The 22,503-nt window shown below is 42.8% G+C and carries 14 protein-coding genes and 3 rRNA genes; 12 read left to right on the plus strand and 5 right to left on the minus strand.

Annotated features, from left to right (window positions below; genetic code table 11):
* Positions 1-22 precede the first annotated feature (22 nt).
* From mnmE to rpmH, 5 genes are all read right to left on the minus strand, one after another.
* On the minus strand, positions 23-1,408 hold the full coding sequence (gene mnmE / locus MKZ10_RS02475; RefSeq protein WP_342507580.1) for a tRNA uridine-5-carboxymethylaminomethyl(34) synthesis GTPase MnmE: 1,386 nt from the start codon (positions 1,406-1,408) through the stop codon (positions 23-25).
* Positions 1,409-1,922: 514 nt separating this feature from the next.
* Positions 1,923-2,678 carry an RNA-binding cell elongation regulator Jag/EloR gene (gene jag, locus MKZ10_RS02480; protein ID WP_342507582.1) on the minus strand — a complete coding sequence of 252 codons (756 nt, stop codon included), beginning with the start codon at positions 2,676-2,678 and terminating at the stop codon, positions 1,923-1,925.
* Entirely contained in the window at positions 2,675-3,439 is a 765-nt protein-coding gene (yidC, locus tag MKZ10_RS02485; protein WP_342507584.1) for a membrane protein insertase YidC, read from the minus strand. Before yidC ends, jag begins: the two co-directional genes overlap by 4 nt.
* A 105-nt stretch (positions 3,440-3,544) precedes the next feature.
* Positions 3,545-3,889 (minus strand): ribonuclease P protein component, encoded by a 345-nt coding sequence (gene rnpA, locus MKZ10_RS02490; RefSeq protein WP_342507586.1) that lies wholly within the window; start codon positions 3,887-3,889, stop codon positions 3,545-3,547.
* Between the two features lie 114 nt (positions 3,890-4,003).
* Positions 4,004-4,138, minus strand: coding sequence for a 50S ribosomal protein L34 (rpmH, locus tag MKZ10_RS02495; protein ID WP_179392742.1), 135 nt, complete (start codon positions 4,136-4,138; stop codon positions 4,004-4,006).
* 503 nt (positions 4,139-4,641) lie between these two features.
* Here rpmH and dnaA point away from each other — a divergent pair.
* The 12 genes from dnaA (at position 4,642) to guaB (ending at position 22,346) form a co-directional block, all read left to right on the plus strand.
* Positions 4,642-5,991, plus strand: a complete 1,350-nt coding sequence (dnaA, locus tag MKZ10_RS02500; protein WP_342507590.1) for a chromosomal replication initiator protein DnaA — start codon at positions 4,642-4,644, stop codon at positions 5,989-5,991.
* A 165-nt stretch (positions 5,992-6,156) separates the two neighbouring features.
* On the plus strand, positions 6,157-7,293 hold the full coding sequence (gene dnaN, locus MKZ10_RS02505; protein ID WP_342507593.1) for a DNA polymerase III subunit beta: 1,137 nt from the start codon (positions 6,157-6,159) through the stop codon (positions 7,291-7,293).
* A 310-nt stretch (positions 7,294-7,603) separates the two neighbouring features.
* Entirely contained in the window at positions 7,604-7,843 is a 240-nt protein-coding gene (gene yaaA / locus MKZ10_RS02510; RefSeq protein WP_212391685.1) for a S4 domain-containing protein YaaA, read from the plus strand.
* The gene (gene recF / locus MKZ10_RS02515; protein WP_342507597.1) at positions 7,833-8,954 is read left to right on the plus strand and encodes a DNA replication/repair protein RecF; all 1,122 of its coding nucleotides are present in this window, start codon (positions 7,833-7,835) and stop codon (positions 8,952-8,954) included. The genes yaaA and recF overlap by 11 nt, the downstream gene beginning before the upstream one ends.
* 72 nt (positions 8,955-9,026) lie before the next feature.
* The gene (gene gyrB, locus MKZ10_RS02520) at positions 9,027-10,949 is read left to right on the plus strand and encodes a DNA topoisomerase (ATP-hydrolyzing) subunit B (protein WP_342509977.1); all 1,923 of its coding nucleotides are present in this window, start codon (positions 9,027-9,029) and stop codon (positions 10,947-10,949) included.
* Between the two features lie 31 nt (positions 10,950-10,980).
* Entirely contained in the window at positions 10,981-13,530 is a 2,550-nt protein-coding gene (gene gyrA, locus MKZ10_RS02525) for a DNA gyrase subunit A (protein WP_342507599.1), read from the plus strand.
* Positions 13,531-13,647: 117 nt separating this feature from the next.
* Positions 13,648-14,754, plus strand: a complete 1,107-nt coding sequence (locus MKZ10_RS02530) for an HD-GYP domain-containing protein (protein WP_342507601.1) — start codon at positions 13,648-13,650, stop codon at positions 14,752-14,754.
* 453 nt (positions 14,755-15,207) lie between these two features.
* Positions 15,208-16,759, plus strand: a 16S ribosomal RNA gene (locus MKZ10_RS02535).
* Between the two features lie 277 nt (positions 16,760-17,036).
* A 23S ribosomal RNA gene (locus tag MKZ10_RS02540) occupies positions 17,037-19,969 on the plus strand.
* Between the two features lie 81 nt (positions 19,970-20,050).
* A 5S ribosomal RNA gene (gene rrf, locus MKZ10_RS02545) occupies positions 20,051-20,166 on the plus strand.
* Together the 16S, 23S and 5S rRNA genes form the textbook arrangement of a ribosomal RNA operon.
* Before the next feature lie 127 nt (positions 20,167-20,293).
* A complete protein-coding gene (locus MKZ10_RS02550; RefSeq protein WP_342507603.1) occupies positions 20,294-20,770 on the plus strand; it encodes a glutathione peroxidase in 477 nt (158 codons plus the stop codon).
* Between the two features lie 112 nt (positions 20,771-20,882).
* Positions 20,883-22,346, plus strand: a complete 1,464-nt coding sequence (guaB, locus tag MKZ10_RS02555; RefSeq protein ID WP_342507605.1) for an IMP dehydrogenase — start codon at positions 20,883-20,885, stop codon at positions 22,344-22,346.
* Positions 22,347-22,503 lie beyond the last annotated feature (157 nt).

Below are 22,503 nucleotides of genomic sequence, written 5' to 3' on the forward strand. Positions count from 1 at the left end.
TTTTGAACCCTCATTTAATTTGTTATTTTCCGAGGCAAAATTGTGCGAACAACTGGTTAATTAAACTTTCTTGGACAGTATCTCCAATAATCTCACCGAGAATTTCCCATGTCCGTGTGACGTCAATTTGTATCATGTCAACTGGGACACCAGCTTCTGCTGCGCTTATAGCATCCTCTATAGTAGCCTTTGCATTGTGTAGCAAAGAGATATGTCTTGCGTTGGATACATATGTGAAATCGCCTGACTCTAAGTTTCCTTCGAAAAAGAGTCCGGCAATTGCTTCTTCTAACTCATCGATCCCTTCATCTTTCAAAAGGGAAGTAGTCACAAGTTTTCCATTGCCCGAGAGCTCCTTTACTTTCGCCAAATCAATTTTTGGCGGAAGATCGGTTTTGTTAATGACAATAATGGCATCCATCCCCGAAATCGCTTCAAAAAGGCGCTCATCTTCAACGGAAAGCTCTTCTGAACTATTAAGGACAAGTAAAATTAAATCCGCTTCCTTGAGTACTTGTCTCGATCTTTCAACACCAATCCGTTCCACGATATCTTCTGTTTCACGGATTCCAGCCGTATCGACAAGACGCAGTGGAACACCTCGCACATTGACGTACTCTTCAATAATATCACGCGTCGTCCCTGCTATGTCAGTTACAATTGCTTTATTTTCTTGAACAAGGCTATTAAGCAATGAAGATTTACCGACATTCGGTCTACCCACTATAACGGTAGATAGCCCCTCCCGAAGGATTTTCCCTTGGGATGATGTACGTAATAATTGGTCTATTTCATTTCTAACCCATGTCCCTTTTTCAATCATCAATGGGATTGTCACTTCTTCGACGTCATCATATTCAGGATAGTCGATATTCACTTCTACCTGCGCCAACGTTTCAAGAAGTGCTTGTCTTAAGTCGCCAATCAACCGAGACAGCTTTCCTTCCATCTGATTTAGCGCGACATTCATCGCACGGTCTGTTTTCGCACGGATAAGATCCATGACCGCCTCAGCTTGTGACAAGTCAATTCTCCCATTGAGGAATGCACGTTTTGTGAACTCGCCCGGCTCAGCTAGACGAGCCCCTTCTTTCAACACCAGTTGGAGAACCCGCTGGACAGCTACAAGCCCCCCGTGACAATTCACTTCCACTACATCTTCACGCGTAAATGTTTTAGGTGCTTTCATAAGAGAAAGCATTACTTCTTCAACAACTTCGCCAGTAGCAGGATTTTCCAAATGACCATAATGAATCGTATGCGATTGTTCTTTTATTAACTTTTTTCCTGACGGAGAACGGAAAATGCGATCTGCTATTTGAATAGCTTCATCTCCACTAAGTCTAACGATGGCAATCGCGCCTTCCCCCATCGGAGTTGAAACGGCGGCTATTGTATCAAAATGCACATTCTTCACCTTCCTAGCTTAGTTATTCACATGTGGATAAACCATTTCCGGACATGACTATCTAACATAATATAGTATCACAAAATGACCTATCCTTCTAGCTTGAGAATCGAAAATATGTGGATAAGTTTATCTTCATTCGACAAAAGTCTCAATAGCCTAGATTTTGCACAATTCAATTACGCCTCTGAGTAATTGCGTCCAGATTTTGAATCGAGCTTGAGGCCTACAGGAAGTAGGTTATGCAGGCGTTGCGAATCGAACTGCGAAGGGTTCGATTTGCCTTGATTTCTGCGTTCTTTGCAGAAATCAAGGCACTCTTTTAGGACGTCGTGAACTTAGGCTGCCCTCATTGACTCCTTTCAAAATCTGTGACATCCGCCGGGGGCCTTATCTTCATTCAGCGGGCGTTTGGACACCCACTGAATAGAGCCTACTCAGTCTAAAATAATTTGCTGAATGAAGATAAAAAAAACTCGCAAAGACAAATACGTCCTTGCGAGAAAAAATTTATTTAGCGAATACCTTCAATGACAAGGTATCTAAATGGATCATTACCTTCCGAATATGTCTCAATATCTAAGCGATTCGACAATGCATTATGAATCACTTTTCTTTCATAAGATGGCATCGGCTCCAGCTGTACTTTACGACCCGTGCGCACTGCCTTGTCGGCCATGCGATCAGCAAGCTGTTCAAGTGATTGTTCACGACGTTCACGGTAATCTCCGACATCTACCCGAACAACTTTAAATTGATTAGCTGACTTATTTGTCACAAGCTGGGATAGCTGTTGAAGTGCATTCAAAGTTTGCCCTCGTTTACCAATTAGCAGAGCTGCTTTAGAGCTTTCCAACTGAAAATTTACATATTTGCCGTCAATTTCATGACTAACTTGAATATCTTTAATTCCCATTCCTTCAGCAACTTGCTGTAGATAGCGTTCTGTTTCTTCAATCGCTATTTCATCGGATAATTTTTCAACTGTTGCTTGTTGCTCTGTTTCAGTTGGAATAGATTCGACAACGACTTTTTCTTGCAAGTCATCTGTTGTCGTTTCGGATATTACAAGTGTTTCAGGGACGGAAGGTTCATCTACATGTATCATTGTTACGGTCACTTCAGCTTCTTTTGCACCAAAACCAAGAAATCCTTTTCTCCCTTGATCGATTACTTTAACTTCAACTTCGTTACGTGTAACACCAAGTGCTGCTAATGCTGACGAGATCGCCAATTCAACTGTGGCTCCCCTTCGCGTCATCCTTGTCATTTTCGTTTCCCTCCTACTTTTACAGGTACCACTTCTTCTTTCTTAAATGGTTTGTAAATGAAGATATTTTGGATTACTGAAATGATATTCCCAATTACCCAATAAAGTGCAAGTGCTGCGGGTAAGAATGAACCGAAAATCATGATCATGAATGGCATGATATACATCATTACCTTCATCTGTGGGTTCCCCATTGCTGGGCCTGTCCGCAATACGACGAATTGTGCAAGTCCAGCAATGACTGCAAGTGTAATACTTGGTGCTGCCAGTTCGAACCAAAGGAATTTACCAATATCATAAGTAACATTCATACGACTGATAGCATGATAGAAGCCAAAGAGGATTGGCATTTGGATAATGACCGGTAAACAACCTGCTGCTGGGTTGATTTTTCGTTCCGACATTATTTTTTGCATTTCCTCACGGTACTTCTGTTGCGTGACAGCGTCTTTTGATTTATATTTTTCTTTTAATGCATTTAATTCAGGTTGTACTTCTTGCATTCGTTTAGAACTTTGCGTCTGTTTGATCATTAATGGGAGTAAAACAAGTCGAATGATGATTGTAACTGAAACAATTCCCCATCCGTACGTACCCATTATGTCTTTAAATAATGTTATTAACGAAACAAGTGGCCAAACAATATATTTGTTCCAAAATCCTTCACTGTCTGCATAAATCGGTTGATTGAAGTCAGAACATCCCGCAAGGAATACCGATAATGCCGTCAGCATCAAAAGTAATGCTACCTTCTTTTTCAAATTGGTTCCCCCAAATCATATCTTTTCTTTTATATAGAAGACTAATCGAATTCCAGCCGTCTTGTTAGCTAGTAATTTCAGTTTATCATGTTAAGTTGTATCCTTCTACTTCTTCTTTAGCACACGTGCAATTCGCAAAACATGCTGTAAGCTCTTTTTTGTTTCATGAAAGTCGAGTGTGGCCGCCTGATGTCTGGCGATGATAACATAGTCCATATCTTTTCGTAACTCGTCCTTCATTTCCAAGAAAGACTGCCTCAAATATCGTTTAATACGGTTTCGTGTAACCGCGTTTCCAACTTTTTTACTGACGGAAAGACCAATTCGAAATTCTTGCTGCTCTTCTTTCCTATAGGAATACACAACAAATTGTCGATTGGCGACAGACTTCCCTTTCTTAAATACCTGCTGGAACTCTTCATTCTTCTTTATTCGTTGACGTTTGTTCATAAAACGCACCTGCTTCGTCACTTAAATTTAACTTGCTTCAGCTTAAAGTCCCCACCCTTATATAAGTGGGATAATTGATTTTCAATAGAAAAAAAGACCACTGAGGCAGTGGCCTTATGCTGAAAGTACTTTTCTTCCTTTGCGTCGACGGGCTGCAAGGATTCTACGTCCGCTTTTCGTGCTCATTCTCTCACGGAAGCCGTGAACTTTACTACGTTTACGTTTATTTGGTTGGAATGTACGTTTCATTTTTTAAGACACCTCCTGCGTGATTGTCTGTTTACTACATGACAGTCTTGAACAGTATATCGGTATTTCACAGTAAAAGTCAACCTTTTTTTATCAGATACCACATTCATATCTAAATCTGCAAGTACATTTATAATAATTGGTTATCCACATCTTAGTCAAATTATTGGCGACGATAATGTGTATACTATTTTTCAATATTTTTTTATCCACATCGCTTATCGACATGTTTTTCACATATTAAAGCCTGTGGATAAAGGTTTCCTCCACGTTTGCCCGTATTGTGGATAAGCCACAGAGAACCTTGTAATCCATCTCATTTCCTGTTACAATGAGATGGATTTTGTTGTGCACATAATTTTATAACATTTCCGTTATCCACAATTGTTGATAGGTTGTGGATAATTTTTTCAACATTTTTGTATAATTGTTATCCACAACCGTTGAAACTGTGTATAATACATATCTTCAGAGTTTATTTTTGTTGTAAAGGAGGCAAGAGATTGGAACACTTAGAAGAATTATGGAGCGAAGTATTGTCGAAAGTAGAGCAGAAAATTTCAAGGCCCAGTTTTGAAACCTGGCTCAAATCGACAAAACTCATGTCGTATGGCGAAGAGAACGTCACTATAGCCGTACCGAATTCTTTTGCAAAAGAATGGCTTGAAACTCACTATGTACATCTAATTACTGGCATCTTATCTGAATTGACTGGTGAAGATCGTATCATTCAGTTTGTCGTTCCAGAAGATATGGTAGAAAATGATTTTATGGTCCCTAAACCAACTGTGAAACCGATTGAAACAACCCCAGCAGTAACGGCACCTGGTATGCTCAATCCTAAATACACATTCGATACATTCGTTATTGGTTCAGGAAATCGATTTGCTCATGCTGCATCACTAGCAGTAGCTGAAGCGCCTGCAAAAGCTTATAACCCACTGTTCATCTACGGTGGCGTCGGACTTGGTAAAACTCACTTAATGCATGCAATTGGTCATTATGTTCTCGAACAAAACCCAACAGCTAAGGTTGTTTATCTTTCATCTGAAAAATTTACAAATGAATTCATCAATTCAATCCGGGATAACAAAGCTGTCGAATTCCGCAATCGTTATCGGAATGTAGACGTACTTTTAATAGATGATATTCAATTCCTTGCAGGAAAAGAACAAACCCAGGAAGAATTCTTCCACACATTCAATACGCTACATGAAGAATCAAAACAAATTGTCATTTCAAGTGATCGACCACCGAAAGAAATTCCAACGTTGGAAGATCGGCTTAGATCACGTTTTGAATGGGGTCTTATTACAGATATAGCTCCCCCAGATCTTGAAACGCGGATTGCAATCTTGCGTAAAAAGGCCAAGGCGGACGGACTAATTGATATCCCAAACGAAGTCATGCTGTACATTGCAAATCAAATTGATTCCAATATACGTGAGCTTGAAGGTGCACTTATACGTGTTGTTGCCTATTCATCTTTAGTAAATACGGATATCACCACAGAATTAGCTGCTGAAGCATTAAAAGATATCATACCTAATTCTAGGCCTCGTACTGTGACCATTCTAGACATCCAAAAAGCAGTTGGAGAGCACTTCAATATTCGGCTCGAGGATTTCACCGCCAAGAAAAGAACAAGATCCATTGCATTCCCACGACAAGTCGCTATGTATTTGTCCAGAGAATTGACGGACTCCTCTTTACCTAAAATCGGCTCTGAATTTGGTGGCCGAGATCATTCAACTGTGATTCATGCCCATGAAAAAATCTCAAAAATGTTGAAAGATGATCAAGCTCTTCAACAAGATGTTCAAGATGTACGCAATGTACTTGGTAGAGGATGACCTGTGTATAACATAGGATAAGGTGTGCATACTCGTGAACAGTTTATGCACATGTGGAAAACCCTGATACAACGTAGAATTTAGGACTTATGCACATTTCCACAGCCCCTACTACTATTACTACTAATTAATTAAACATTAATATTATATAAGCGAGGGTATATAATGAAATTTGAAATCATGAGAGATCGACTGATTGATGGTTTAAGTGATGTGATGAAAGCGATCAGCCACAAAGTAACCAATCCTATTTTGACAGGTATAAAAATCGATGTGGATGATAAAGGAATTACAATGACAGGTAGCGATTCTGATATTACAATTTGCACATTCATTGCTGCTGAAGAAAATGGGGAACAAATCATTCGCGTCATCGAAAAAGGAAGTATTGTCTTACAAGCAAAAGTTTTTAGTGAAATTGTACGCAAACTACCTACAAATGATGTAACTATCGAAGCTGCTAATGGTTTTCAAACTCATATTCAATCTGGTAAAACGGAATTCCACCTCATTGGATCAGATGCAGACGAGTATCCAGTATTACCTGAAGTAAAAGATGAATATCTATTTTCATTACCAGCAGATTTGATGAAATCTATCATTCGCGAAACTGTCTTTGCAGTATCGCAACAAGAAACAAGACCGATATTAACAGGTGTTCACTGGGAAGCAAAAGACGGAGGACTGTCTTGTGTTGCCACAGATAGCCACAGGTTAGCAAGAAGGTTAACAGTGCCTGAAGAAATGCCAGAAGTTCCTTTTAGTGTCGTTATACCGGGAAAAAGCTTGCAGGAATTAAATAAAATTTTGCCTGATACTGGCGAAATTGTAGATATCGTTATTGCAGATCAGCAAGTATTATTTAAAACTCGTAATGTCTTATTTTACTCGCGTTTACTAGAAGGTAATTATCCGGATACTTCTCGACTAATCCCTTCTGAATATAAAACAACGGTAACAATCAACGGACGTCTTCTGCTTCAAGCGATTGACAGAGCCTCCCTTTTAGCACGTGAAGAACGGAATAATATTGTCCGATTTTCAGCAGATGAAGGAAAGGTTATTGAAATCTCATCCAACTCACCTGAAGTTGGAAAGGTTGAAGAGCTAGTAGAGGTAATTAGTATTACTGGAGAAGAACTAAAAATTTCTTTTAGTGCTAAATATATGATGGATGCATTGAAAGCAATTGATGGTCAAGATGTAGCCATTCAATTTACAGGAGCGATGCGACCATTCATTCTAAAATCAGTGGATGATGACTCCATTTTGCAACTAATTCTTCCCGTCCGGACATATTAAATTTTGAAGGATAGTCAAATAAATGACTATCCTTTTTTATAACTTCAGAAAGTATAAGTACGTTGGTGACCTTTTAAGAGCAACTATGGCTCTGCTTTAATTTCTGCAAAAAGCACAGAATCAGGACATCGCCAACTTAGACTGCCTTCCGCCAAAAACTCGGCAATCACCGAGTTTTCTAATCTTTATTCAGTATGGATTTAAGTCTAATTCGAAATCTGAATGCAATTAGATCTTAGCCGCAATTGATATACAATCGAAAATCGGCTAAAATAGAGGGATAGACTAATTTGCGAAGGGATAGGGTCTGATGGAAAACCTGACAATTGATACAGAGTACATAACATTAGGTCAATTATTAAAAATGACGGATGCAATCAGTTCTGGCGGTATGGCTAAATGGTTTTTAGAAGAACATACTGTTTATGTCAATGGAGAAGCAGAGCAGCGACGAGGTAAAAAATTACGCCATGGAGATGTAATCAACGTTCCAGGTGTTGGAAAATTTAAAATACATGACATCTTAACTGAGCAACCGGATGTACATTGAACGACTTGCATTAACTGATTATCGTAATTACGAAGCGCTTGACTTATCGTTTTCTCCACATATCAATGTGTTGATTGGTGAAAACGCGCAAGGAAAGACGAATGTGATGGAAGCAATCTATGTACTTTCCATGGCGAAATCTCATAGAACCTCTAATGATCGAGAATTAATACGCTGGGACCAAGAATATGGTAAAATAGAAGGTGACATCCAACGAAAATATGGCAAACTGCCATTAGAGTTGATCCTTTCAAAAAAAGGTAAAAAGGCGCGTGTCAATCATCTTGAACAAAATCGCCTGAGCTTGTACATCGGGCAATTGAATGTTGTCATGTTTGCACCAGAAGATTTGAACCTTGTCAAAGGAAGTCCCCAAGTACGTAGACGGTTCCTAGATATGGAAATCGGTCAGATTTCACCGACTTATTTACATGACCTTTTAACATTCCAGAAAATCCTAAAGCAGCGTAATGCTATCTTAAAAGATAATCGAGGCAAATTGGATTTGAAGGATGTCATGTTTGATGTTTATACAGAGCAGTATATTCAAGTAGCTGTACAAATTATTCGTAAACGTTTTTATTTTATGGAACTTTTACAGCGGTGGGCAGAACCCATTCATAATGGAATTTCTCGTGGAATTGAATCACTTGAAATTACTTATGCAACTTTAAAAGAGTTCGATTCGGGGCAGACTGTGGAACAGATGGAGTCTATATTAGGTCAGAAGTTGCTGGAAGTAAGGCGTCGCGAGTTGGAGCGTGGGATGACATTGATTGGACCCCATCGAGATGATCTTCATTTTTTTGTCAACGGATACGATATTCAGACTTACGGTTCACAGGGGCAGCAGCGGACGACGGCGCTGTCCCTTAAACTTGCCGAGATTGAACTTGTAAAGCAAGAAGTCGGGGAAACGCCTGTCCTTCTTCTCGATGATGTGTTGTCTGAGCTTGATGATTATAGACAATCTCATCTGTTGAATACGATTCAAGGGCAAGTGCAAACGATTGTTACAACGACAAACGTTGCTGGGATAGACCATGATACGATTCGCCAGGCAGATATCTTTGAAGTTACAGCTGGCGTAGTAGCTAGAAAAGAAGGATAGTAATTAATTTTTACAATGCACGAAAAGTGATAGATGTTAGACGTTCAGAAAGGAATGGTGAACAGTTTGGCAATGGAAGAGAAAGAGTTGCAGACAGCTTATGATGCGAATCAGATCCAAGTCTTAGAAGGACTTGAGGCTGTCCGCAAGCGTCCCGGTATGTATATTGGGACGACTAGTTCAAGAGGACTTCACCATCTTGTATGGGAAATCGTTGATAATAGTATTGACGAGGCCCTTGCAGGATACTGTGATCATATCGAAGTGACAATAGAAAAAGATAACTGGATACGTGTCGACGATAACGGTCGTGGAATTCCGGTTGGGATCCAAGAATCTACAGGGCGTCCAGCTGTTGAAGTTATTATGACTGTTCTTCATGCTGGAGGTAAATTCGGCGGTGGAGGCTATAAAGTATCAGGTGGACTACATGGAGTAGGTGCATCTGTTGTTAATGCTTTGTCTGAAACAACGGAGGTTTTTGTTAGACTCGATGGTAAAGTTCATTACATCAAGTTTGAACGTGGCGATGTAGTAGAAGAATTGAACGTCATTGGAGAGAGTGATGAAACGGGAACAAGAATCCGCTTCAAAGCCGATCCAGAAATCTTTACTGAAACAACGACATATGAGTACGATATTTTGGCACACCGTTTGCGTGAGCTTGCTTATCTAAACCGTGGTTTACGCATTACAATAACGGATGAGCGAGAAGATGAAAATCGAGTTGATCATTATTACTACGAGGGCGGTATCAAGTCCTACGTCGAACATTTGAATAAAAATAAAGAACCTATCCATGAGGAACCAATCTTCATCGAAGGTGAAAAAGATGGCATTTCAATCGAAATTGCGATGCAATACAATGCCGGCTATGCAGAGAACCTATTTTCATTTGCCAATAATATCAATACGTATGAGGGCGGGACACATGAATCTGGCTTCAAAACAGCACTTACACGTGTCATCAATGATTATGCGCGGAAAAATGGTGCACTGAAAGAAGCCGACCCGAACTTATCGGGTGATGATGTGCGTGAAGGATTGACGGCTATTATTTCTATCAAACACCCGAATCCGCAGTTTGAAGGACAGACGAAGACGAAACTTGGAAACTCTGAAGTGAGTACGATTACAAACTCGCTATTTTCAGAAGGATTCCAACGTTTCTTACTTGAAAATCCAACAACTGCAAAGCAAATTATTGAAAAAAGTCTTATGGCAGCACGTGCACGCATTGCAGCCAAAAATGCACGTGAGTTTACGCGGCGTAAGTCTGCACTTGAAGTATCTAGCTTGCCAGGTAAACTTGCGGATTGTTCATCACGTGATCCCAAAATCAGTGAATTGTATATCGTTGAAGGAGACTCGGCGGGTGGTTCGGCTAAAATGGGACGAGATCGTCATTTTCAAGCAATACTTCCACTTCGTGGGAAAATATTGAATGTTGAAAAAGCACGTCTTGACCGCATTTTAGGTAACTTAGAAATTCGCGCGATGATTACAGCACTTGGAACAGGTATTGGAGAAGAATTCGACCTTTCAAAAGCACGCTATCATAAACTCGTTATTATGACCGATGCCGATGTTGATGGTGCGCATATTCGTACGCTTCTATTGACCTTTTTCTTCCGCTTCATGCGACCGCTTATTGAGGCAGGCTATGTTTACATCGCCCAGCCACCACTTTATCGCGTGAAACAAGGGAAAGTCGAAGAGTATTGTTATAAAGAGGAAGAACTTGAAGAGATTATCAACCGGATGTCGCCTACACCTAAGCCTGTCATTACACGTTATAAAGGTCTTGGTGAAATGGACGCAACACAATTATGGGATACAACAATGGATCCAGAGCAACGTACATTACTGCAAGTTGAACTTGAAGATGCCTTTGATGCAGATTTAACGTTCCAACACCTGATGGGAGACGATGTTGAACCACGTCGTAAATTCATCGAGGATAATGCAATGTATGCTACAAATATAGATACTTGAGGAACGTTGAGCTGAAAGGAGTCTAACAAACATGGCAGATATGCCGAAACGTGGTGTCCAAGGCATCAATATTAGCAAGGAAATGAAGACTTCATTCCTTGGCTATGCAATGAGTGTCATCGTTTCACGTGCCCTCCCTGATGTAAGGGATGGTTTGAAACCAGTCCACCGTCGTATTTTGTATGCAATGCAGGATCTTGGAAATACCGCCGATAAGCCGCATAAGAAATCCGCACGTATCGTTGGGGACGTTATCGGTAAGTATCACCCACATGGTGATAGTGCTGTTTACGAGACGATGGTACGGATGGCGCAGGATTTCAACTATCGTTACATGCTCGTCGATGGTCATGGGAACTTCGGTTCAGTTGATGGCGATGGGGCGGCAGCAATGCGATATACGGAATCACGTATGTCACGTATCGCGATGGAGCTCCTTCGTGATATTAATAAAGATACGGTTGATTATCAAAATAACTATGATGAGCAAGAAAGAGAACCGATTGTTTTACCGAGTCGTTATCCAAACTTGCTTGTCAATGGGACAACAGGAATCGCAGTCGGAATGGCAACGAATATTCCACCGCATCATCTTGGAGAAACGATTGACGCTGTTATTGCATTGGCAGATAATCCTGCTATTACGACAGAAGAATTGATGGAAATTATACCCGGTCCTGATTTCCCTACAGGTGGGATTATTCTTGGCCGTAGTGGAATTAGAAGAGCTTATGAAACGGGAAAAGGTTCTGTCATTATCCGCGGTAAAGTTGAAATTGAACAGAAATCGAATGGCAGAGAAACCATTATTGTCAGTGAGATACCGTTCCAAGTAAATAAGGCACGATTGATTGAAAAAATTGCAGAATTAGTACGGGATAAAAAAATCGATGGTATCACATATTTAGCAGATGAATCAGACCGTACAGGTATGCGTATTGTCATTGAAGTGCGCCGTGATGCCAATGCTAATGTATTATTGAATAACCTATACAAGCAAACTGCATTACAATCTAGTTTTGGTATTAACATGCTGGCACTTGTCGATGGCCAACCAAAAGTACTGGCGTTAAAAGAAATTTTATATCATTATTTGGAGCACCAAAAAGTTGTCATTCGCAGACGTACGCAGTATGACCTGAAAAAAGCAGAAGATCGCGCACACATTTTAGAAGGACTGCGTATCGCACTCGATAATATTGATAGAATCATCGCCTTAATTCGCGGATCTAAAACAACTGATGAAGCGAAATCAGGGTTGATGGAGCAATTTGATTTATCCGATCGTCAAGCGCAAGCTATTCTTGATATGCGCCTCCAACGCTTAACAGGACTTGAGCGGGACAAAATCGAAAGCGAATACGAAGCACTGCAGCTCTTAATGGCAGAGCTTCGTGCGATTCTTTCTGATGAAATGAAATTACTCGAAATTATACGTGAGGAACTGCTCGAAGTAAAAGCCCGTTTTGAAGATAAGCGTAGAACGGAAATTACATTAGGCGGCGCTGAAATGATTGAGGACGAGGATTTAATTCCAGTCGAGAATTCAGTGTTGACACTCACACATAATGGCTATATTAAACGTTTACCCGCTAATACTTATCGAAGTCAGCGTCGTGGTGGTCGTGGTATACAAGGGATGGGCACGAATGACGATGACTTCGTCGAGCATCTGTTGAATACATCAACGCATGACACTATCCTGTTCTTTACGAGTAGAGGGCGAGTATTCCGTACGAAAGGCTACCAAGTACCTGAATTTAGTCGGACTGCTAAAGGGTTACCAATCATCAACCTGTTAGGGGTAGACAAAGATGAGAAAGTAACGGCTATGATTCCAGTGGCAGAGTTCAAGGAAGATGAGTACCTATTCTTTGCAACTCGCAATGGTATTGTTAAACGTACGCCTATTACGGAGTTTGCAAATATTCGCTCAAATGGCTTGATTGCCCTGACATTACGCGGCGATGATGAACTAATCGGTGTCAAAATGACTGGCGGCGATGACAATATCGCTATTGGAACAAAGGATGGCATGCTGATTAAATTCAATGAGGTAGACATCCGTTCTATGGGTCGGGTAGCCGGAGGTGTCCGTGGTATTCGTCTGCGTGAGGGGGACATTACAATAGGCATGGATATCGTGCACGAAGGTGATGAAATCCTAGTTGTAACAGAAAAAGGCTTCGGAAAACGGACTCCTGAAGATGAATACCGTATCCAATCGCGTGGTGGTTATGGATTAAAAACATTGAACGTCACTGAACGTAACGGTTTACTAGTTGCGATGAAGACAGTGGACGGTACAGAAGATCTTATGTTAATTACAATCCACGGTATCTTGATCCGTATGGATATTGAAGATATTTCTGTAATCGGACGAAGTACGCAAGGGGTACGTCTAATCAGACTAGGTGAAGACGAACTTGTTGCAACTGTCGCGAAAGTTGAAAAAGAAGATGAAATCGAAGAAGCGGAGCTTGACGATGATCAAGTTGGAGAAAGCGAAGCTACTTTGGAAAATAAAGAAGATGAAGCCGAGTTACCAATCGTTGAAAACGACGAAAATAGCGAGTCTTGAACAGGGAAAAGGTATTGAAATGACTAAATTAGTCATTTCAATACCTTTTTATATCGTCTGTTTGTAATATTTAGAGTATGATAAAGGGAACTAAGAGGTGAAAGTAGGGGAACCTTGATGACCGAAGCATATATTAAGATAGATGATTTACGTCCTGGTCTTGTAATAAGTGAGGATATATTCGCGAATACCATCTACCCGATTGTGAGAAAAGACACAGTCATTTCCCACGATCATTTAGAAATCTTACATATTTTTGATGTGAAACAAGTTAAAGTTCATGAACGCCTTGTCGTGAAGAGAGATAAAGCACATGAAATTGATCAAGAAAATCCAATAGATCCAGATGATATTCTTACTAAAATCCCTATGAAACTAGAAGATTTACAAATGCAGTACAATGAATCAGTTCAAAATTACAAAAAAGAGTTTATCGGATGGCGGGCAGGTCAACGTCCTGATGTTGCAAAAGTTCGCTCAATCGTAATCTCTTTGCTAGAGACATTTATAGACCAAAAGAAAATGTTAACCATTTTAAACGACCTTTCAGATCCAAAAGATTATTTGTATCATCATTCCATCGCGGTTGGTATATTAGCATCGGCCATTTGTGGACAGATGGGATTCCCAAAAGGTCAGGTGCTGCAACTTGGTCTCGCCGGTGTTCTTGCAGACTGTGGAATGGCCAAAATCGATACAATCATTACAGAAAAGGCAGCGTTTCTTACAAAAAATGAATTTAATGAAGTGAAAAAACATACAGTATATAGCTATCAGATGATTCAAGATACATCTTTGTTGCGTCAAGAGATGAAGTTAGCCATTTTGCAACATCATGAGCGCCTTGATGGAAGTGGTTATCCACGCGGTGACAAAATGGGACAAGTTTCTGTGTTTGCGCAAATCCTTGCAGTATCAGATGTTTTCCATGCGATGACATCTGAACGGATTTATCGCGCTAAGGAATCTCCATTCAAAGTGATTGAGATGATAAGGGAAGAAGAGTTTGGAAAGTTTGATATTAAAGTTGTTCAAGCATTACTTGATTTAGTAGGTAATTTATCAATCGGTACAAAAGTTCAACTGACGAACGGTGATATCGGAGAAGTTGTATTTGTTCACCGTGATGCAAGATTACGTCCAATGATAAAGAAAAGTGTAGACGGGACTATTTTAGACCTTACAATTAATCGTCATATTGCTGTCGGGAAGGTATTGATATAGAACGTCTTGGGTGAAGAGTAAGTTGATACTTTTTCAGGTCTTTTGAAAATAAACTACTATAATATAGCCCACGCAAGAATTATTGCCACGTGAAGAGGACTAACAAAGCTTTGCGTGGTGATTGTTGTGGTATGAAAGAAGAGTATCGAAAGTTATTTTGAAATAAGTATTGCATTTTAAAAGATAGGATGATATATTAATAAACGTTGCGCTTCCGAAATACATAAAAACAACTAAAAAGAAATTGAAATTAGTTGTTGACATGAGGAACACAACTTGGTATGATATAAAAGTTGCTTGCGAAATAACAACAACAAACAATATCAACATGAACCTTGAAAACTGAACAGCAAAACGTCAACGAAATACAGCAAAGGTGCTTAACGCACCCGAGCAAAACACATGACATTATTAATTTAATGCCAGCAAGAAATGAGCTATTCATTTTCTTCTATTATGGAGAGTTTGATCCTGGCTCAGGACGAACGCTGGCGGCATGCCTAATACATGCAAGTCGAGCGAATGGATGGGAGCTTGCTCCCAGAAGTTAGCGGCGGACGGGTGAGTAACACGTGGGCAACCTGCCCTACAGATGGGGATAACTCCGGGAAACCGGGGCTAATACCGAATAATCAGTTGGTTCGCATGAACCAACTCTGAAAGACGGTTTCGGCTGTCACTGTAGGATGGGCCCGCGGCGCATTAGCTAGTTGGTGGGGTAATGGCCTACCAAGGCGACGATGCGTAGCCGACCTGAGAGGGTGATCGGCCACACTGGGACTGAGACACGGCCCAGACTCCTACGGGAGGCAGCAGTAGGGAATCTTCCACAATGGACGAAAGTCTGATGGAGCAATGCCGCGTGAGCGAAGAAGGTTTTCGGATCGTAAAGCTCTGTTGTAAGGGAAGAACACGTACGGGAGTAACTGCCCGTACCTTGACGGTACCTTATTAGAAAGCCACGGCTAACTACGTGCCAGCAGCCGCGGTAATACGTAGGTGGCAAGCGTTGTCCGGAATTATTGGGCGTAAAGCGCGCGCAGGCGGTCCTTTAAGTCTGATGTGAAAGCCCACGGCTCAACCGTGGAGGGTCATTGGAAACTGGGGGACTTGAGTACAGAAGAGGAAAGCGGAATTCCACGTGTAGCGGTGAAATGCGTAGAGATGTGGAGGAACACCAGTGGCGAAGGCGGCTTTCTGGTCTGTAACTGACGCTGAGGCGCGAAAGCGTGGGGAGCAAACAGGATTAGATACCCTGGTAGTCCACGCCGTAAACGATGAGTGCTAAGTGTTAGGGGGTTTCCGCCCCTTAGTGCTGCAGCTAACGCATTAAGCACTCCGCCTGGGGAGTACGGCCGCAAGGCTGAAACTCAAAGGAATTGACGGGGACCCGCACAAGCGGTGGAGCATGTGGTTTAATTCGAAGCAACGCGAAGAACCTTACCAGGTCTTGACATCCCACTGCCCGGTGTAGAGATACGCCTTTCCCTTCGGGGACAGTGGTGACAGGTGGTGCATGGTTGTCGTCAGCTCGTGTCGTGAGATGTTGGGTTAAGTCCCGCAACGAGCGCAACCCTTGATCTTAGTTGCCAGCATTTAGTTGGGCACTCTAAGGTGACTGCCGGTGACAAACCGGAGGAAGGTGGGGATGACGTCAAATCATCATGCCCCTTATGACCTGGGCTACACACGTGCTACAATGGATGATACAGAGGGTTGCCAACCCGCGAGGGGGAGCCAATCCCATAAAATCATTCCCAGTTCGGATTGGAGGCTGCAACTCGCCTCCATGAAGCCGGAATCGCTAGTAATCGTGGATCAGCATGCCACGGTGAATACGTTCCCGGGTCTTGTACACACCGCCCGTCACACCACGAGAGTTTGTAACACCCGAAGTCGGTGGGGTAACCCTTACGGGAGCCAGCCGCCGAAGGTGGGACAGATGATTGGGGTGAAGTCGTAACAAGGTAGCCGTATCGGAAGGTGCGGCTGGATCACCTCCTTTCTAAGGAATTATTCGGAATGTAGACCCTAGGGGTCTGCAAGTTGACGTTTTGCGTTCAGTTTTGAAGGTTTATCTTTTATAATAAGAGATGCCTTTTTTAAACTTGTTCATTGAAAACTGGATAAAACGACATTGATAGTAACAAATCAAGAATCAACCACGTAAATAACTTGTTATTTACGATTGCAATACCTTTTTACGACTTTTTCGGATACATCGCTGTTGATGAAAAGTCACCAATGGAATTCATGAAGCGTTAAGCGGATTGAACCCAAAAGGTTAAGTTAGAAAGGGCGCATGGCGGATGCCTTGGCACTAGGAGCCTAAGAAGGACGGCACTAACACCGATATGCTCCGGGGAGCTGTAAGTAAGCTTTGATCCGGAGATTTCCGAATGGGGAAACCCACTGCCCATAATGGGGCAGTACGTTTACGTGAATACATAGCGTAAACGAGGCAGACCCGGAGAACTGAAACATCTAAGTATCCGGAGGAAGAGAAAGAAACATCGATTCCCTGAGTAGCGGCGAGCGAAACGGGAAAAGCCCAAACCAGGAAGCTTGCTTCCTGGGGTTGTAGGACACTCTATACGGAGTTACAAAGGAATGGATTAGGCGAAGCGACCTGGAAAGGTCCGCCGTAGCGGGTAAAAGCCCCGTAGTCGAAAGTCCATTCTCTCCAGAGTGTATCCTGAGTACGGCGGAACACGTGAAATTCCGTCGGAATCCGGGAGGACCATCTCCCAAGGCTAAATACTCCCTAGTGACCGATAGTGAACCAGTACCGTGAGGGAAAGGTGAAAAGCACCCCGGAAGGGGAGTGAAATAGATCCTGAAACCATGTGCCTACAAGTTGTCAGAGCCCGTTAATGGGTGATGGCGTGCCTTTTGTAGAATGAACCGGCGAGTTACGATTCCATGCAAGGTTAAGCAGTGAATGCGGAGCCGCAGCGAAAGCGAGTCTGAATAGGGCGAATGAGTATGGGGTCGTAGACCCGAAACCAGGTGATCTACCCATGTCCAGGGTGAAGGTAAGGTAACACTTACTGGAGGCCCGAACCCACGTATGTTGAAAAATGCGGGGATGAGGTGTGGGTAGCGGTGAAATTCCAATCGAACCTGGAGATAGCTGGTTCTCTCCGAAATAGCTTTAGGGCTAGCCTCAAACTTAAGAATCTCGGAGGTAGAGCACTGTTTGGACTAGGGGCCCATCCCGGGTTACCGAATTCAGACAAACTCCGAATGCCGATGATTTATGTTTGGGAGTCAGACTGCGGGTGATAAGATCCGTAGTCGAGAGGGAAACAGCCCAGACCACCAGTTAAGGTCCCCAAGTATTCGTTAAGTGGAAAAGGATGTGGCGTTGCCCAGACAACCAGGATGTTGGCTCAGAAGCAGCCATCATTTAAAGAGTGCGTAATAGCTCACTGGTCGAGTGGCGCTGCGCCGAAAATGTACCGGGGCTAAACGAATCACCGAAACTGTGGATTGATACCTTTGGTATCAGTGGTAGGAGAGCGTTCCAAGGGCGTTGAAGCTAGACCGTAAGGACTGGTGGAGCGCTTGGAAGTGAGAATGCCGGTATGAGTAGCGAAAGAAGGGTGAGAATCCCTTCCACCGAATGCCCAAGGTTTCCTGAGGAAGGCTCGTCCGCTCAGGGTTAGTCGGGACCTAAGTCGAGGCCGAAAGGCGTAGACGATGGATAACAGGTTGATATTCCTGTACCACCTCCCCGCCGTTTGAGTAATGGGGGGACGCAGTAGGATAGGGTGAGCGCACTGTTGGTTATGTGCGTCTAAGCAGTAAGGTGTGGAATGAGGCAAATCCCGTTCCTATAACATTGAGCTGTGATGGCGAGGAGATTAATCTCCGGAGTCCCTGATTTCACGCTGCCAAGAAAAGCCTCTAGCGAGGCGGGAGGTGCCCGTACCGCAAACCGACACAGGTAGGCGAGGAGAGAATCCTAAGGTGATCGAGAGAACTCTCGTTAAGGAACTCGGCAAAATGACCCCGTAACTTCGGGAGAAGGGGTGCTCTGTTAGGGTGTTAAAGCCCGAGAGAGCCGCAGTGAATAGGCCCAGGCGACTGTTTAGCAAAAACACAGGTCTCTGCAAAACCGTAAGGTGAAGTATAGGGGCTGACGCCTGCCCGGTGCTGGAAGGTTAAGAGGAGAGGTCAGCGCAAGCGAAGCTTTGAATTGAAGCCCCAGTAAACGGCGGCCGTAACTATAACGGTCCTAAGGTAGCGAAATTCCTTGTCGGGTAAGTTCCGACCCGCACGAAAGGCGTAACGATCTGGGCACTGTCTCAACGAGAGACTCGGTGAAATTATAATACCTGTGAAGATGCAGGTTACCCGCGACAGGACGGAAAGACCCCGTGGAGCTTTACTGTAGCCTGATATTGAATTCCGGTGCAGCCTGTACAGGATAGGTAGGAGCCTAAGATTCCGGAGCGCCAGCTTCGGAGGAGGCGTTGGTGGGATACTACCCTGGCTGTATTGGACTTCTAACCCATGCCCCTTATCGGGGCAGGAGACAGTGTCAGGTGGACAGTTTGACTGGGGCGGTCGCCTCCTAAAGAGTAACGGAGGCGCCCAAAGGTTCCCTCAGAATGGTTGGACATCATTCGTAGAGTGCAAAGGCATAAGGGAGCTTGACTGCGAGACCTACAAGTCGAGCAGGGTCGAAAGACGGGCTTAGTGATCCGGTGGTTCCGCATGGAAGGGCCATCGCTCAACGGATAAAAGCTACCCCGGGGATAACAGGCTTATCTCCCCCAAGAGTCCACATCGACGGGGAGGTTTGGCACCTCGATGTCGGCTCATCGCATCCTGGGGCTGTAGTCGGTCCCAAGGGTTGGGCTGTTCGCCCATTAAAGCGGTACGCGAGCTGGGTTCAGAACGTCGTGAGACAGTTCGGTCCCTATCCGTCGCGGGCGCAGGAAATTTGAGAGGAGCTGTCCTTAGTACGAGAGGACCGGGATGGACACACCGCTGGTGTACCAGTTGTCTTGCCAAAGGCATCGCTGGGTAGCTATGTGTGGACGGGATAAATGCTGAAAGCATCTAAGCATGAAGCCCCCCTCGAGATGAGATTTCCCATTACGCAAGTAAGTAAGTTCCCTCAAAGAAGATGAGGTTGATAGGTCTGGGGTGGAAGCGCGGCGACGTGTGGAGCTGACAGATACTAATCGAACGAGGACTTAACCTTCTAGTAAAAAGGGCAGGTTGGCCCTGATTTGTGAAACACACTGTCGTATTATTCAGTTTTGAGTGAACAAGCTCAACATAGTCTGGTGACGAAGGCGAAGAGGTCACACCCGTTCCCATCCCGAACACGGAAGTTAAGCTCTTCAGCGCCGATGGTAGTTGGGGGTTTCCCCCTGCAAGAGTAGGACGTCGCCGGGCACATGGTCATTACCAATTAGGTAATGGCTTTTTTGTTGTTTAATTTTAATAATCAATTGATTCAATATCTATAAGTACCCTATTTATCATTTTGCTTGTATAATCTTTATAAAAGGAGTTGCACTTTATGACAATAATTTATGATTTCTCGCTGAAAAAAGTGAATGGTCAACTTCAAGCGATGGAAGAGTATAGAGGAAAGACATTGATCATTGTCAATACGGCGAGTAAATGTGGCTTCACAAGTCAGTTTAAAGAATTACAGGAACTTTATGAGGAGTATAAGGAGCGAGGCTTGGTTATCCTTGGTTTTCCGTCGGATAATTTCAACAATCAAGAATTTGATGATATTGAAAAGACAATAGAGTTTTGTGAAATCAATTTTGGTGTGACATTTCCAATGTTTGCGAAAGTGGATGTTAAAGGTGAACATGCCGAACCTTTATTTACATTCCTTACTTCGGAACAGAAAGGTTTGCTGACAGAAGGGGTTAAATGGAACTTCACAAAATTTCTAATTGACCGTGAAGGGAACGTCTTGGAACGGATTGCTCCGCAAACTTCACCCCTCAAAATGAGGCATTCAATCAATCAAATTGTTTAGCGAATAATAGGAATACTCTTTCTTGATATTACTTCCTTGACAGCTATTGTATCCGCTGATACCCTTTTAATAATATTCAACTGAGAATATATATACTAGGAGGCGTAATGGAATGTGGGAATCAAAGTTTTCGCGTGAAGGACTTACATTTGATGATGTGTTGCTTATACCGGGACCGTCTGAAGTATTACCTAAAGATGTGTCACTAGCCGTTAATCTTACAGAGAAGATTAAACTAAACATCCCAGTTATTAGTGCTGGAATGGACACGGTCACAGAGTCGAAGATGGCAATAGCGATGGCACGTCAAGGCGGGCTCGGTATCATTCATAAGAATATGAGTATCGAAGAGCAAGCGGAGCTAGTGGTTACTGTTAAACGTTCTGAAAATGGGGTTATTACAAATCCATTTTATCTTACGCCTGAACATCAAGTTTTCGATGCTGAACATTTGATGGGCAGATATCGTATTTCTGGCGTTCCAATTGTTAATAATAATGAAGAGTTGAAGCTTGTCGGAATCCTGACAAATCGTGATCTTCGATTTATTCAGGATTATTCATTGATTATCGATGATGTCATGACGAAAGAAAATCTTGTGACAGCTCCTGTTGGGACAACTCTTGAAGATGCAGAGAAAATCTTACAGAAGTACAAAATTGAAAAGCTTCCGATTGTTGATGAAGCTGGAATTCTTAAAGGTTTGATTACAATTAAGGATATTGAAAAAGTGATTGAGTTCCCAAATGCTGCAAAAGATAAGCATGGTCGTCTTCTTGTCGGTGCGGCAGTTGGTGTTACATCCGATACGATGTTACGCATTGAGAAGCTTGTCAATGCCGAGGTCGATGTCATAGTGATTGATACGGCTCATGGGCATTCTAAGGGTGTTCTAGATACCGTTAAACAAATTAGACAAACATACCCTGACCTTGATATTATCGCAGGAAATATTGCTACTGCTGAAGGTGCGCGTGCGCTTTACGAAGCAGGTGCTGATGTTGTAAAGGTTGGAATTGGTCCTGGTTCGATTTGTACGACACGCGTAGTTGCTGGAGTTGGTGTTCCACAAATTACAGCGATTTACGAATGTGCAACAGAAGCACGTAGACAAGGCAAAACGATTATTGCAGATGGTGGAATTAAATATTCTGGAGATATCGTCAAAGCGCTTGCTGCGGGTGGACATGTTGTGATGCTCGGAAGTCTTCTAGCAGGTACTACGGAAAGTCCTGGAGAAACTGAAATCTTCCAAGGTCGTCGTTTTAAAGTATATCGTGGAATGGGCTCGGTTGCGGCGATGGAGCGTGGGTCGAAAGATCGCTACTTCCAAGATGATGCGAAGAAGCTTGTACCAGAAGGGATCGAAGGCCGTATGCCATATAAAGGTCCACTATCTGATACAATCCATCAATTAGTAGGTGGCGTACGTGCGGGGATGGGTTATTGCGGTACAAAGGATTTACATGATCTACGAGAAAAAGCACAGTTTGTACGTATGACGGGTGCTGGATTACGTGAAAGTCATCCACACCAAGTACAAATTACAAAAGAAGCGCCTAACTACTCGCTCTAAGAAAATAAAGCACCAAAATTTGGAGTCAAAGTGAAGGAACTTTAGCACCTTTCCCGCGTCTACATATGAGCGGAAAGGTGCTTTTTTGGTTTAGTTCCCATGCAGTAGTGAAATTATGATAAAATGACGTTGGGGAAATAGCAATGACGGAGGTAGT

Origin of the sequence: Sporosarcina sp. FSL K6-2383 (assembly GCF_038618305.1) — a bacterium.
Lineage (GTDB): Bacteria > Bacillota > Bacilli > Bacillales_A > Planococcaceae > Sporosarcina.

What these genes read in the sequence shown, in the direction of transcription:
- jag (WP_342507582.1), bottom strand. Translation starts at nt 2,678, where the DNA reads ATGACAAGGATGACGCGAAGGGGAGCCACAGTTGAATTGGCGATCTCG.
- rnpA (WP_342507586.1), bottom strand. Translation starts at nt 3,889, where the DNA reads ATGAACAAACGTCAACGAATAAAGAAGAATGAAGAGTTCCAGCAGGTA.
- rpmH (WP_179392742.1), bottom strand. Translation starts at nt 4,138, where the DNA reads ATGAAACGTACATTCCAACCAAATAAACGTAAACGTAGTAAAGTTCAC.
- dnaN (WP_342507593.1), top strand. Translation starts at nt 6,157, where the DNA reads ATGAAATTTGAAATCATGAGAGATCGACTGATTGATGGTTTAAGTGAT.
- yaaA (WP_212391685.1), top strand. Translation starts at nt 7,604, where the DNA reads ATGGAAAACCTGACAATTGATACAGAGTACATAACATTAGGTCAATTA.
- recF (WP_342507597.1), top strand. Translation starts at nt 7,833, where the DNA reads ATGTACATTGAACGACTTGCATTAACTGATTATCGTAATTACGAAGCG.
- gyrB (WP_342509977.1), top strand. Translation starts at nt 9,027, where the DNA reads ATGGAAGAGAAAGAGTTGCAGACAGCTTATGATGCGAATCAGATCCAA.
- gyrA (WP_342507599.1), top strand. Translation starts at nt 10,981, where the DNA reads ATGGCAGATATGCCGAAACGTGGTGTCCAAGGCATCAATATTAGCAAG.
- MKZ10_RS02530 (WP_342507601.1), top strand. Translation starts at nt 13,648, where the DNA reads ATGACCGAAGCATATATTAAGATAGATGATTTACGTCCTGGTCTTGTA.
- MKZ10_RS02550 (WP_342507603.1), top strand. Translation starts at nt 20,294, where the DNA reads ATGACAATAATTTATGATTTCTCGCTGAAAAAAGTGAATGGTCAACTT.
- guaB (WP_342507605.1), top strand. Translation starts at nt 20,883, where the DNA reads ATGTGGGAATCAAAGTTTTCGCGTGAAGGACTTACATTTGATGATGTG.